Source organism: Xanthomonas sp. D-109, from assembly GCF_017746095.1.
Taxonomy (GTDB): Bacteria; Pseudomonadota; Gammaproteobacteria; order Xanthomonadales; family Xanthomonadaceae; genus Xanthomonas_A; species Xanthomonas_A sacchari.
Map to the genome: position 1 here is coordinate 300,544 of NZ_JAGHWV010000003.1, position 13,222 is coordinate 313,765.

The window sequence follows — 13,222 nt, forward strand, 5'->3', positions numbered from 1 at the left end:
GCTCCTACGGGATCCGTCCCGGTGTTGTTGGAGATGGCCGAGCCTACAAGACCAGGCCGGGCACGCTGATCCGCGGCGAAAGCGCGTCATGGATGCTTCCGGACGCGGCAGCGCACGCGCATCGCTCGCGGGCCGATCAGCAAAGATCCCAGGAGCACGGCAGAACGCACGGGGCGCGTCGTGTGTTAAGGCCAGCCGCTCGCCGGTCATCGACTCCGAAGCTAGGCCAGCCGCGTCCGGCCGCTCAGCGCCTCAGAGCCGGCGGCAGCGCCGGCAGGCGCGCCAGGAACGCGGGTGCCAGGCCCTTGTAGCGCGCGTAGCGCTCGTCCATGCGCCGCGGCACCAGGATGCGCGCGCCGAACATGCCCCAGATCAGCATGACCAGGAACACGGCGCCGCCCAGCCAGAACCCGCTCTCACCGCCGACGGCGAATCCCAGCAAGGGACCAACCAGGAAGGCACCCGCGATCAACAGGATGTACCGGTTGCGCCGACGCCGATGCTCCGCGCACATCCCGAGCACATGGCTGCTGCGCTTGCGCGCGACCAGCGCCGCGATCGCATAGACCAGGATGCTCACCAGGATCAGCGCGTACCAACCCGGCGCGTGCCAGTAGAAGGTGCGCTTCTTGAGTTCGTCGTTGCGCAGCGCCGCCCCGCACTTCACGCAGTGCGGCGGAAACGGCGCATCGCGCAGGCACAGCAAATCCGTGCCATCGCGCCACAACGTTTCGCCCGGCAACGGCGGCGGCAGGCTGGACGGGCTGGCGACGCTGGGCGCCTGGTACGGATTGAAACTGCCCTGCTCGGTCATGGCCTGCGCCCCCTGCGCGCCGTGTCGCCCGCGTGGCGCAGGCGAATCGGCGGGCATGGTAGCGCGACGGATGCAGCGCGGTAAGCGCTGGCGGCGCCAGCGTGCAAGGACCGGTGGATGACGCGCAGGCGCGTCCTGGGAGGATGTGGGCACGCGTGCAGGCACGCGCCCGCACCGGGCTCAGCGCTCGACGATCGCCACCACGCCCATGCCGCCGGCGGTGCAGATCGAGATCAGTGCGCGGCCGCCGCCGCGCTCGACCAGTTGCTTGGCGACGGTGGCGACGATGCGCGCGCCGGTCGCGGCGAACGGATGGCCGGTGGCCAGCGACGAGCCTACCGGATTGATCTTGGCCGGATCGATCTGCCCCAGCGGCGCGTCCAGGCCGAGCCGGGTGCGGCAGTAGTCCTCGCTCTCCCACGCGCGCAGGGTGCACAGCACCTGCGCGGCGAAGGCCTCGTGGATCTCGTAGATGTCGAAGTCCTGCAGGCGCAGGCCATGGCGCTTGAGCATCTCCGGCACGGCCACGGTCGGCGCCATCAGCAGGCCTTCGCCGTGCACGAAATCCACCGCCGACACCTGCGCATCGCGGAGATAGGCCATCGGCACGTGGCCATGCGCCTGCGCCCATTCTTCCGAGGCCAGCAGCACCGCGGCGGCGCCGTCGGTGAGCGGGGTCGAGTTGGCCGCGGTCAGGGTGCCGCGGCCGCTGACCTTGTCGAAGGCCGGCTTCAGCGTGGCCAGCTTCTCCAGCGAGGTGTCCGCGCGCAGGATGTTGTCGCGCTCCACGCCGCGGAACGGCGCGATCAGGTCGGCGAAGAAGCCGCGCTCGTAGGCGGCGGCCAGCTTGTGGTGCGAGGACACCGCCCAGGCGTCCTGCGAATCGCGCGAGATGTTCCACTGCTTGGCCATGTCCTCGCAGTGGTCGCCCATGCTCTTGCCGGTGCGCGGTTCGGCCACGCCCGGGAACTCGGGCTTGAGCTCGGCGAACTTGAAGCCGCGGGTCAGCGCACGCAGCTTGTCGCCGGTGCTCTTGGCACGGTTGGCCGCAAGAAGCCGCGCGCGCAGCTTCTTGCCGTAGACGATCGGCACTTCGGAAGTGGTGTCCGAGCCGCCGCCGATGCCCGACTCGATCTGCCCCAGCGCGATCTTGTTGGCGACGGTGATGATGCTGTCCAGGCTGGTGCCGCAGGCGCGCTGCAGGGTGATGCCCGGGGTCAGCGGCGACAGCCCGGACGACAGCGCCGCCTCGCGGCCCAGGTTCCAGTCGCTGGAATGCTTGATCACCGCGCCCATCGCCACTTCGCCCAGCTGCTGCCCGTGCAGCCCGTAACGCTCGACCAGCGCGCCCAGCGTGCGCACCGACATGCCGAGGTTCCCGACATCCGCATACGCCGTGTTCTGCCGGCAAAACGGAATGCGGACGCCGCCGAGAATGGCGACGGGACGGGCTGCTGGCATGGGATTACCTCGCGCGAGGGGAGTCGGGGACATGGCCTGCACGGTAGCGCAGGCATAATGAAGCGAGTGTAGCTATGCGCCCGCGACGGGCCAACCGCCAATCCCATGACCCAAGCCTCCGCCAATCGCCACGCCCACGGGGTGATCGCCCTGGAACTGTCCTCCGGGCGCGAACCGGCGCATCCGGCGCTGCCGCATGCGCAGGCCGCCGAACTGGCCGAGAAGGTCGGCCGCGACCTGGCGCAACTGGTGCCGGCGGTGCGCGAACTGGAACTGAGCCTGGCCGGCGCGCATTTCGATCCGGCCGAAGCGCTGCGTCCGGGCTGGCCGCTGCACCGGCGCCTGGAGGAACTCGCCGCCCGCGCGCCCGGCCGCGCCGAAGGCCCGCGGTTGCTGGCCTTCGGTACCGATGCCGACGGCAGTGTGCCGCTGCCGTTCCAGGCCGACCCCGGCCTGCGTGGCGGCGCGTTGCGGGTGGTGCCGTTCCTGCTCAGCGGCCCCGCCGACAGCGTGCAGGCCGTGGCCGAAGCGCTGGAGGACGTGTTGCTGGCACAGGGCATGGCGCAAGCGGACACCGCGCTGCTGGCACAGCAGGGCTTCGGCGCGCAGATCGAGCACGCCCGCTACCTGACCGGCAACGACCTGGCAGCGATGATGTCGATGCAGTACGACAACCAGGGCCTGGCACCGCTGTGGCCGTTGATCGAGACCGCGCTGCTGGCGCCGGACCAGGAAGAATGGCTGCAGGCTCCGCCCGAGCCGCTGCTGCGCTACCGCGAAGGCGAGGTGCGCATGGCGCTGTTCGACCCGGCCAGCTGGTGCGCGCACTACGCCTACGACCGCCAGGACTGCGAACGCCTGCAGCGGGTCTACGAGCAGTACCTGGCACGCCAGCGGCAACTGGCTGCAGTGCTCGAGGCACACGGCCTGCCGGTGCTGTACGTGCATTGCGAGAGCGGGCAGGACGCCAAGCAGGCGTTGCTGGCGGCCTGAGCCACGTCGGCAGCGCCCGACCGGAGCAAGCGGGCCAGCGGTGGCATCCGGGCAAGCGCGCGTTGCAGAGGGAACGCGATGCCGTGCTGATCCGGCAACAGGCGGCCGCAACAGCATGTCGCAGCATCCGCAGCGCTGCCCTGGCACTGCGCGGTTGCAGCAGTGCAGACGAACTTGATTTCCAGCGAGGACATCCATGCACACCGTGTTGACCGCGGAAGCGCTGTGCGCACGTCAGCAGGCGGGCGAACACCTCAAGTTCGTCCACTTCTGGGGGCATACGCCGAAACAGCCCGGCGCCATCGACCGCAGTTGCTTCAGCCAATGGTTCGAGGCGCCCTTCGTGCTCGATTCGGTGACCTACCCCACCGCCGAGCATTACATGATGGCCGGCAAGGCGCGGCTGTTCGGCGATCGTGCCGCCTGTGCCCGCATCCTGGCCGCAGCGCACCCGGGCGAGGTCAAGGCGATCGGGCGGGAGATCCAGGGTTTCGATGAATCCACCTGGCGCGACGCCCGCATGCAGTTGGTCATCGCGGGCAACCTGGGCAAGTTCGGCCAGCATGCGGCGCTGAAAACCTTCCTGCTCGGGACCGGCGACAGGGTGCTGGTCGAAGCCAGTCCGGTCGACCGGATCTGGGGCATCGGCCTGGCGGCGGACGACCCGCGCGCCGCCGATCCCACGACGTGGCAGGGCGAGAACCTGCTGGGCTTCGCCCTGATGGAGGTCCGTCGGCAACTGGCGGAACCAGATCCTCGCTGAGCGCGAGACACGCCGCCGCTCTGCGGCATCCAACCGCGATCCGGCGCGACTTAAGCCGTTTGCCGGATCAGCGCCGACCAGGCAAGTCCAGATCCAGGAAACGGGAAGACGGCGGCACCCGCAACGCGGACGCCGCCATCTCGAACGTCATCCGGCGTGCGCTTACTGCGCCGGCGCAGCCGCCGCGTCGCCCTTGATCACGCCGCAGGCCAGGCGGCCGCCGGCATTGCCGGTGGGCTGGCTCTTGTAGTCGTCGGGGTCGGCGTGGACGATCACCGCGTGGTTGAGGATGTCGAAGCCGTCGCCCTTGCCGATGTTGACGTTGTTGGACACCGCCGCATCGATGGTCGCCTTGCCCTCGGCGTCGGCCTTGAGGTTGGGCATGTCGCCGCCGTGGTGCGGATCGCTGCCGACCTGGCCGTGCTCGGTCTTGGCCGGGTTGAAGTGGCCGCCGGCGCTGCTGCCGTCGGGCGCGCTGCAATCGCCGAACTCGTGGATGTGGAAGCCGTGTTCGCTGTTGGGCTTGAGCCCGGTGATGGTGCCGGTGACATGCACGGCGCCGTCGACGGTGGTGAACTTGACCTCGCCGGCCACTTCGTTGCCCTGGGTCGGGCTGAGCGCCGCGCTGGCGCTGCCGGTGGCGTTGCTGGCGGCCGGCGGTGCGCTCGCGGCAGGGGCGGCAGCGGGTTCGGGGGTCGCCGCCGGCGTGGCGGCGGGTTCTTCGCGCTTGCAGGCGCTCAGCGCCAGGGTGGTGGCCAGGAACAGCAGACTGGGAAGGGTACGACGCATGGGGTTCTCCTTCGTTACAGAGCCGCGGAATGCGGACGGACCTCCCAGGCGGACCCGGGCGGAAATAGCGATGCGAGGTCAGCGCAGCGGGCGGATCACGCCGCAGGCCACGCGCGCGCCGGCGTTGCCGGCCGGCTGGCTGCGGTAGTCGTCCGGATCGGCATGCGCGACCAGCGCGCGGCCGACGATGTCGTTGGCCGCACCGCCGCCGAGGACCACGCCATGCAACAGCACGTCGATCTGCGCGGTGCCGTCGGCATTGGCGTTGAGGTTGTCCATGTCGCCGGCGTGGTGCGGACCGTTGCCGGCGCGGCCGTGCGGCGCGCCGAGCGGGTTGAAGTGGCCGCCGGCACTGCTGGCGTCGGCCGCGCTGCAATCGCCGCGCTCGTGCACATGGAAGGCGAAGCTGCGGTTGGGCTGAAGACCGCCCAGCGTGCCGGTGATGCGCACGCCGCCGGGCGCGGCGACCAGCGACAGCTTGCCGCTGACCAGGCTGCCGGACGCCGGCGCCAGCACGGCCTGCGCCTGCTGCACCGTGCCGGCGCTGGCCAGCGGCGGCGCCTTGGGCGGCGGCGGCGGCGGGGCCTTGGGCGGCGCGCTGCTGCACGCGGCCAGCATCAACAAGGCGCTCGCGGCGAAGGGCAATCCATAACGCATCGACATCGACTCCTGTGGCAGGGCGAAACTAGAGGGGCAGCCGTGCAGACCTCATGAAGGTGCACGGCGTGCAGTCTAGTCGGGTGGGATTGGGGATTGGGGATTGGGGATTGGGGATTGGGGATTCGCAGGAGCGTAGCGCCAGGCGGTTCGGCGCAATGGCTTGCGACGTCATGCCGCAACACGCGCCGCGTGCAGCGGCGACACCCGCCCGAAAGTGGGACATCGCCGTTGCGAATCCCTAATCCCGGCTCTCAACAGCCGCAGGCTGGTCATCCCCAATCCCGCCCCTCAGCGCCGCCGCCGCCCGGGCCCCAGCTTGCGGGTGACGGTGTTGCGGCCCACGCCCAGGCGGGCGGCGGCTTCGGCGCGGCGGCCCTGGGTGAAGCGCAACGCAACTTCCAGCAGCGCCTTGTCGAAGCGTTCGCGGGCCTCGGCATGCAGGCCCTCGGCGCCGTCGGACAAGCGCTGCTGCGCCCAGGCCGACAGTTGCGTGTCCCACTCGCCGCCGTCGCCGCTGCGCTCGCGGCGGCCGCCGCGCAGCAGGGCGGCCTCGACATCGCCTGCATCGATGATTTCCGCCGGCGCCAGCGCGGCCAGGCGCCAGCACACGTTCTCCAGTTCGCGCACGTTGCCGGGCCACGGATAGGCGCGCAGCGCATCCAGCGCCGCCGGCGCCAGCCGCTTGGGCGGGGTGTCGAGCTTGCGTGCGGCCATCGCCAGGAAGTTCTCGGCCAGTTGCGGCACGTCGGCGCGGCGCTCGCGCAGCGGCGGCAACTGCAATCGCACCACGTCCAGGCGGTGCAACAGGTCGGCGCGGAAGCGGCCCTGTTCGACCAGCGCCTCCAGGTCCTGGTGGGTGGCGGCGATCACCCGCACGTCGACCCGGATCAGTTCACGGCCGCCGACGCGGAAGAATTCGTTCTCGGCCAGCACGCGCAGCAGCCGGGTCTGCAGCGGCAGCGGCATGTCGCCGATCTCGTCAAGGAACAGGGTGCCACCGTCGGCCTGCTCGAAGCGGCCGATGTGGCGGCGCTGGGCGCCGGTGAAGGCGCCGGCCTCGTGGCCGAACAGTTCGCTCTCCAGCAGTTCGGCCGGGATCGCCGCGGTGTTGAGCGCGACGAACGGTTTGCGCGCGCGCGGCGACTCGGTGTGCAGCGCGTGCGCCACCAGTTCCTTGCCGGTGCCGGTCTCGCCGTTGATCAGCACCGACAGCGGCGCCTGCGCCAGCCGGCCGATGGCGCGGAACAGCGCGCGCATCGCCGGGGTGTCGCCGATCAGTTCGGTGCTGCCCTGCCCGGCCGGGGTCACTGCCGGTGCCGCGGCGATGGCGCTGCCGGGATCGGGCAGCGCGCGTGCGGCCAGCGCCACCGCATCGTCCAGGTCGAACGGCTTGGACAGGAACTCGTGGGCGCCGCCGCGGAACGCGCCGGCGGTGCTGGCCACGTCGGTGTAGGCCGACATCACGATCACCGGCAATTGCGGATGCGCGGCCTTGAGCTTGTCCAGCAGCACCAGGCCGTCGTCGCCGGGCATGCGCACGTCGGTGAACAGCAGGTCGGGCATCGGCCGCTGCGCCAGCGCCTGCAGCGCGGCGGCGGCGCTGTCGAAGCCGTCGACGCTGTAGCCGGCGTCGCGTAGTGCGGTGGACAGCACGAAACGCACCGAACGGTCGTCGTCGACCACCCAGATCCGTTGCGTTCCTTGCAGGGCGTCGGTCATCGCGGTGCTCCTAATCGGTATCCGCTGCGCTCTGCGGCAGCAGCAAGGTGAACACGGTGTGGCCGGGGCGGGAACGGTAGGTCAGCGAGCCGGCATGTTCGCGCGCCACCTGCTGCGCCAGCGCCAGGCCCAGGCCGCTGCCTTCGGCGCGGCCGCTGACCAGCGGCAGGAACAGGTGTTCGGCCAGTTCCTCGGGTACGCCGCGCCCGTCGTCGACGATCTCCAGGCGCAGGCCGCGCGCGTGCACGCGGTCGCGGATGCGCTGGCCGTGCTCGACGCGGGTGCGCAGGGTGACCTGCGCGGCGCCGGCCTGGATCGCGTTGCGCACCAGGTTCCACACCGCCTGGGTGAGGCGGTCGGCATCACCGAGGAATTCGGGGATGCTGGGGTCGTAGTCGCGCTGCAGGCGCACCGACCAGCCGCCTTCGTTCTCGGCCAGGCGCAGCACCCGCTCCAGCACCGCGTGGATGTTGAGCATGGCGTGCGGGCGTGCCGGCGCCGGCGACAGCAACTGGTCGAGCAGGCTGTTGAGGCGCTCGATCTCCGCGCCGATCAGTTCGATCAGTTCGCGTTCGTCCTCGTCGCGGTGCTGGGCGCGCCGCGCCAGCAGCTGGGCGGCACCCTTGAGCCCGGCCAGCGGATTACGCAGTTCGTGGGCCAGGCCCTTGAGCGCCGCGCTGAGCGCGTTCGGCAGGGCCTGCGCCGGGTCCAGCGTTGGGAATTCGTCGACCGGATGCGCTTCCAGCAGCCAGCCGCCGTCGTCCAGCCGCGACAGCCAGCCCTCGGCAAAGCGTGGGGGTTCGCCGGGCACGGCCAGGGCCATGCGGTGCAGGCGCAGCACGTCGCGCTCGTCGTTGCGCAGGAACCGGGCCAGCGCATCGCCCTGCACTTCCAGCGAGGCCAGCGGCTGGTCGAGCAGGCGCCGCACGCTGACCCCGAGCCAGCGCGCGAAGGCGGGGTTGGCGCCGCGCAGGCGGCCGTCGCCATCGGCCCAGACCACCGGGGTACCGAGGGCGGAAAGCGGGGGCGGCGGGGTGTTCATGCGCATTGCACCAATGTAGTGCAAAGCCAGGCAGGCGGCACGGGCGAGCGACGCACGGCACGGCCCCTGCCCTTGCGGACGGCGCGGCGTGCGGCCGCCTGCGGACCGGGTGACGCCAGCACCGGACCTTGCAACGCGACGCAGCCAGGAATCTTGCGGAAAGCCGGGGGTGTGGCGAGGCGAATGGCCACGCGGAATACCTCGATCTTTTGAGAATGGCCGGCGCTTCCCCCCAGGAAGCGCCGGCGAAGGCCGCGGGTGCATGGGCCGGCAACCAGTTCCGGCCACACGTACTGCGACAAGGCCCGCGACCGCCGTCGCGGGCCGGCGAAACTCACAACTCGTAGGCGGATTCGCCATGCGAGGTGATGTCCAGGCCCTCGCGCTCGGCGTCTTCCGGCACGCGCAGGCCGATCACCAGCTTGGCGATCAGGAAGCCGACCACCGACACCACGCCGATCCAGCCGACGGTGATCAGCACGCCTTCGGCCTGCACCACCAGCTGCTTGCCCATGGTCATGCCCTCGGCGTAGCCCATGCCGCCCAGCGCCTTGTCGGTGAACACGCCGGTGAGGATCGCACCGACGATGCCGCCGACGCCGTGCACGCCGAACACGTCCAGGGTGTCGTCGGCGTTGAGCAGCTTCTTCAGCCCGGTCACGCCCCACACGCAGATCACGCCGGCGGCCACGCCGATGGCGATCGCGCCGAACGGCCCCACGGTGCCGGCGGCCGGGGTGATGCCAACCAGGCCGGCGACCATGCCCGAGGCCACGCCCAGCGCCGAGGACTTGCCCTTGATCACCTTCTCCGTCAGCGACCACGCCAGCACCGCCGCGGCGGTGGCCAGCAGGGTGTTGAGGAAGGCCAGTGCCGCGGTGGCGTTGGCTTCCAGCGCCGAACCGGCGTTGAAGCCGAACCAGCCCACCCACAGCAGCGAGGCACCGACGAAGGTCAGGGTCACGTTGTGCGGCTTCATCGCGGTGTGGCCGAAGCCCAGGCGCTTGCCGACGAAGTAGGACCCGACCAGACCGGCCACGCCGGCGTTGATGTGGACCACGGTGCCGCCGGCGAAGTCCAGCGCACTCCTGCTGAACAGGAAGCCCGGGGTCGACCACACCATGTGCGCCAGCGGCAGGTAGCCGAAGGTGAACCAGATGACCACGAACAGCAGCACCGCGGCGAACTTCACCCGCTCGGCGAAGGCGCCGACGATCAGCGCGCCGGTGATGCCGGCGAAGGTCAGCTGGAAGGCGACGAACACGTACTCCGGCAGCTTGAAGCCCTTGGAGAAGGTGTCGGCCAGCGTGGTGGTGTCGACGCCGGCCAGCAGCGCCTTGTGCAGCGTGCCGATGAACGGACCGCCGTCGGCGAACGCCAGGCTGTAGCCGTACACCACCCACAGCACCGCGATCAGCGAGAACACCACGCCGACCTGGATCAGCACCGACAGCACGTTCTTGGCGCGCACCATGCCGCCGTAGAACAGCGCCAGGCCGGGCACCACCATCATCAGCACCAGCAGCGTGGAGGTGAGCATCCAGGCGACGTCGCCCTTGTCCACCACCGGCGCGGCAGCGGCCGGTGCCGGCGCGGCGGCCGGCGCGGGCGGCGGCGTCAGTTGTTCGGTGACCACGTCCGGCGTCGGCGCCGGGGTGACTTCGGCCTGGGCGAAGGCGTTGCCAGGCACGCCGACCGCCATCGCGCTGACCAGCATCAGCATGCATACCGCGTAGAACCGGGCCTTCCACCCGGCGAACAGACCTGTCTTCATGAAGGGCTCCAAGGTGGGGTTAGAGCGCATCGGCGCCGATTTCGCCGGTACGGATACGGACGACCTGCTCGATGGCGGTGACGAAGATCTTGCCGTCGCCGATCTTGCCGGTGCCGGCCGCGCCCTGGATCGCCTCGACCACGGCATCCAGACGCTCGTCGGTCACCACGGTCTCGATCTTGATCTTGGGCAGGAAGTCGACGACGTATTCGGCACCGCGATACAACTCGGTGTGGCCCTTCTGCCGACCGAAGCCCTTGACCTCGGTGACGGTGATGCCGGACACCCCAGCCTGCGACAAGGCCTCGCGGACCTCGTCGAGCTTGAATGGCCGGATGATGGCGGTGATCAGTTTCATGCGCATACCCCGTTGGTGGAAGGAACCGGCGGCCGGAGGCCGGCCGGCACTGAGCCCATCGACCGCGCCGCGAACGGCGCGGTTACTGCTGCGCGATGCGTTCCGTGGATCACGCCGTGGCCCACCGCACCGAAGGTGCGGCGGCAACGGCGACGTGGGAGGGAACGTGGCCCACGGCACGCAAGCGCTCTGTTGCGCGGTACATCCCCTGGTCAATCGATGACGCGATGGCGGGCGCGGACCACCTGCGCGGCTCCCCAGCCGGGCAGGTGGCGGCGATGGCGAAGGAGGGAGGGGAAGCCTTCGCCATCGCCGCGCGTGGAACTCAGTTGGCGTAGTACAGCTGGTATTCCAGCGGGTGCGTGGCCGCGCGGAACTTGGTCACTTCCTGCATCTTCAGCGCGATGTAGCCGTCGATGAAGTCGTCGGTGAACACGCCGCCGGCCTTGAGGAACTCGCGGTCGGCGTCCAGCGCTTCCAGCGCCTGGTCGAGGCTGGAGCACACCTGCGGGATCTGCTTCTCTTCTTCCGGCGGCAGGTCGTACAGATCCTTGTCGCTGGGCGCGCCCGGGTCGATCTGGTTCTTGATGCCGTCCAGGCCGGCCATCATCAGCGCGGCGAAGGTCAGGTAGCCGGACTGCAGCGGATCCGGGAAGCGGATCTCGATGCGGCGCGCCTTCGGGTTGGACACCCACGGAATGCGGCACGAGGCCGAACGGTTGCGCGCTGAGTAGGCCAGCATCACCGGCGCCTCGAAGCCCGGGACCAGGCGCTTGTAGCTGTTGGTGCCGGAGTTGGTGAAGGCGTTGATCGCCTTGGCGTGCTTGAAGATGCCGCCGATGTACCACAGCGCCAGCTGCGACAGGCCGCCGTAGCCGTCGCCGGAGAACAGGTTGGTGCCGCCCTTGGCCAGCGACTGGTGCACGTGCATGCCCGAGCCGTTGTCGCCGACGATCGGCTTGGGCATGAAGGTCGCGGTCTTGCCGTTGCGGTAGGCGACGTTCTTGATGATGTACTTCATCATCATCAGTTCGTCGGCCTTCTTCACCAGCGAGTTGAACTTGGTGCCGATCTCGCATTGGCCGGCGGTGGCCACTTCGTGGTGGTGCACCTCGACTTCGATGCCGACCTGCTCCAGGGTCTTGCACATCTCGGCGCGCAGGTCCTGCAGCGAGTCGGTCGGCGGCACCGGGAAGTAGCCGCCCTTGACCGCCGGACGGTAGCCGCTGTTGCCGCCTTCGATCTTGCTGCCGCTGCTCCAGGCCGCCTCTTCCGAATCGATCTTGAAGAAGGTGTGGCCCATCTCGTTGCCGAAGCGCACGCCGTCGAAGATGAAGAACTCCGGCTCCGGGCCGAAGAACGCCTGGTCGGCGATGCCGCTGGACTTCAGGTAGGCCTCGGCGCGCTTGGCCACGCCGCGCGGGTCGCGGCCGTAGCTCTGCATGGTGGCCGGATCAAGAATGTCGCAGGTCAGCACCAGGGTCGGATCGGCCATGAACGGATCGACGAAGGCGGTGTCGGCGTCGGGCAGCAGGACCATGTCCGACTCGTTGATGCCCTTCCAGCCGGCGATCGAGCTGCCGTCGAACATCTTGCCTTCCTCGAACAGCGACGGCTCGATGATGCTGACCGGGAAGGTGACGTGCTGCTGCACGCCGCGCATGTCGACGAAGCGCAGGTCGACGAACTCGATCTTGTTGTCCTTGACCAGCTTCTCAATAGTTTCCGCAGACATTCGATGCAACCTCGGGTTGTGAAGGACGTGGGCGAGTATCAGCAATCGCCATGCCAAGCGTGTGGCACTCACAAGCCCTTGATTCTGCTGAAGCGTGCACGCGAACGATGCAAATGCACTGCACTTTCTTGGTGCATTCACACCTGAACGCACCAAATTTGTGCGCGTGGAGGATGCTCTATCCTTGCGCAGCTTCCCCTCCCCCAAAACGCGACCCTCTCCTCCATGAGCGATCTGTTGTCGGCCCTGCTGCTGGGCATCATCGAAGGCCTGACCGAATTCCTGCCCATTTCCAGCACCGGGCACCTGTTGATCGCCGAGCGCTGGCTCGGCCACCGTTCCGACTTCTTCAACATCGTGATCCAGGCCGGCGCGATCCTGGCCACCACCCTGGTGTTCCGGCAGCGCCTGTGGGACCTGGCGACCGGCCTGGGCGACCGCGCCAACCGCGACTACGCGTTCAAGCTGGGCGCCGCCTTCCTGGTCACCGCGGTGGTCGGCCTGGTGGTGCGCAAGGCCGGCTGGCAGTTGCCCGACAATGTGGAACCGGTGGCCTGGGCGCTGGTGATCGGCGGCGTGTGGATGCTGGTGGCCGAGTACTTCGCCGCACGCCTGCCGGAACGCGAGACGGTGACCTGGACGGTGGCCATCGCGGTCGGCCTGGCGCAGGTGGTGGCCGGCGTGTTTCCCGGTACCTCGCGTTCGGCGGCGACGATCTTCCTGGCGATGCTGCTGGGCCTGAGCAAGCGCTCGGCCGCGGCCGAGTTCGCCTTCCTGCTCGGCATTCCGACCATGTTCGCGGCCAGCGCCTACTCGTTCCTGGAGCTGTACAAGGACGGCGGCCTGGGCAGCGAGAACTGGGGCGACGTGGCCCTGGCCTTCGTCGCCTCGATGGTCACCGGCTTCGTGGTGGTGAAGTGGCTGCTGGGCTACATCAAGTCGCACCGCTTCACCGCCTTCGCGGTGTACCGCATCGTGCTGGGCGCGGCGCTGCTGCTGTGGTTGCCGGCAGCGTGAGGGGTTGAGTGGGCGAGGCGCTGCGCGCGCCGACCCTCACCCCAACCCCTCTCCCGGCGGGAGAGGGGCTTCGGCTTCTCCCTTCTCCCCTCGGGAG

At 69.6% G+C, this 13,222-nt stretch carries 12 protein-coding genes; 3 read left to right on the forward strand and 9 right to left on the reverse strand.

Annotated features, from left to right (window positions below; genetic code table 11):
• Positions 1 to 244: 244 nt before the first annotated feature.
• Positions 245 to 814: a hypothetical protein gene (locus J7357_RS05780; RefSeq protein WP_209245339.1), complete on the reverse strand. Its 570-nt coding sequence runs from the start codon at positions 812 to 814 to the stop codon at positions 245 to 247.
• 180 nt (positions 815 to 994) lie between these two features.
• A complete protein-coding gene (locus J7357_RS05785; RefSeq protein WP_026143786.1) occupies positions 995 to 2,275 on the reverse strand; it encodes an acetyl-CoA C-acetyltransferase in 1,281 nt (426 codons plus the stop codon).
• 105 nt (positions 2,276 to 2,380) lie between these two features.
• On the opposite strand from J7357_RS05785, the gene J7357_RS05790 reads away from it, so the two are divergent.
• Both J7357_RS05790 and J7357_RS05795 read left to right on the forward strand, forming a co-directional pair.
• Positions 2,381 to 3,268, forward strand: a complete 888-nt coding sequence (locus J7357_RS05790; RefSeq protein ID WP_209245340.1) for a hypothetical protein — start codon at positions 2,381 to 2,383, stop codon at positions 3,266 to 3,268.
• Between the two features lie 196 nt (positions 3,269 to 3,464).
• Complete coding sequence (locus J7357_RS05795) at positions 3,465 to 4,031, forward strand: NADAR family protein (RefSeq protein WP_209245341.1); 567 nt, start codon at positions 3,465 to 3,467, stop codon at positions 4,029 to 4,031.
• Between the two features lie 162 nt (positions 4,032 to 4,193).
• On the opposite strand, the gene J7357_RS05800 is transcribed toward J7357_RS05795, so the two are convergent.
• From J7357_RS05800 to glnA, 7 genes are all read right to left on the reverse strand, one after another.
• Positions 4,194 to 4,820 carry a superoxide dismutase family protein gene (locus tag J7357_RS05800; RefSeq protein WP_209245342.1) on the reverse strand — a complete coding sequence of 209 codons (627 nt, stop codon included), beginning with the start codon at positions 4,818 to 4,820 and terminating at the stop codon, positions 4,194 to 4,196.
• Between the two features lie 78 nt (positions 4,821 to 4,898).
• Positions 4,899 to 5,477 carry a superoxide dismutase family protein gene (locus tag J7357_RS05805; RefSeq protein ID WP_209245343.1) on the reverse strand — a complete coding sequence of 193 codons (579 nt, stop codon included), beginning with the start codon at positions 5,475 to 5,477 and terminating at the stop codon, positions 4,899 to 4,901.
• 291 nt (positions 5,478 to 5,768) lie between these two features.
• Entirely contained in the window at positions 5,769 to 7,199 is a 1,431-nt protein-coding gene (ntrC, locus tag J7357_RS05810) for a nitrogen regulation protein NR(I) (RefSeq protein ID WP_209245344.1), read from the reverse strand.
• A 10-nt stretch (positions 7,200 to 7,209) separates the two neighbouring features.
• On the reverse strand, positions 7,210 to 8,241 hold the full coding sequence (locus tag J7357_RS05815) for an ATP-binding protein (protein ID WP_209245345.1): 1,032 nt from the start codon (positions 8,239 to 8,241) through the stop codon (positions 7,210 to 7,212).
• A 334-nt stretch (positions 8,242 to 8,575) separates the two neighbouring features.
• Entirely contained in the window at positions 8,576 to 10,015 is a 1,440-nt protein-coding gene (gene amt / locus J7357_RS05820; protein ID WP_209245346.1) for an ammonium transporter, read from the reverse strand.
• A gap of 19 nt (positions 10,016 to 10,034) precedes the next feature.
• Positions 10,035 to 10,373, reverse strand: a complete 339-nt coding sequence (locus J7357_RS05825; RefSeq protein WP_010341076.1) for a P-II family nitrogen regulator — start codon at positions 10,371 to 10,373, stop codon at positions 10,035 to 10,037.
• A 325-nt stretch (positions 10,374 to 10,698) separates the two neighbouring features.
• Complete coding sequence (gene glnA / locus J7357_RS05830) at positions 10,699 to 12,108, reverse strand: type I glutamate--ammonia ligase (protein WP_010341075.1); 1,410 nt, start codon at positions 12,106 to 12,108, stop codon at positions 10,699 to 10,701.
• Positions 12,109 to 12,333: 225 nt separating this feature from the next.
• On the opposite strand from glnA, the gene J7357_RS05835 reads away from it, so the two are divergent.
• On the forward strand, positions 12,334 to 13,125 hold the full coding sequence (locus J7357_RS05835) for an undecaprenyl-diphosphate phosphatase (protein ID WP_209245347.1): 792 nt from the start codon (positions 12,334 to 12,336) through the stop codon (positions 13,123 to 13,125).
• Positions 13,126 to 13,222: the final 97 nt, after the last annotated feature.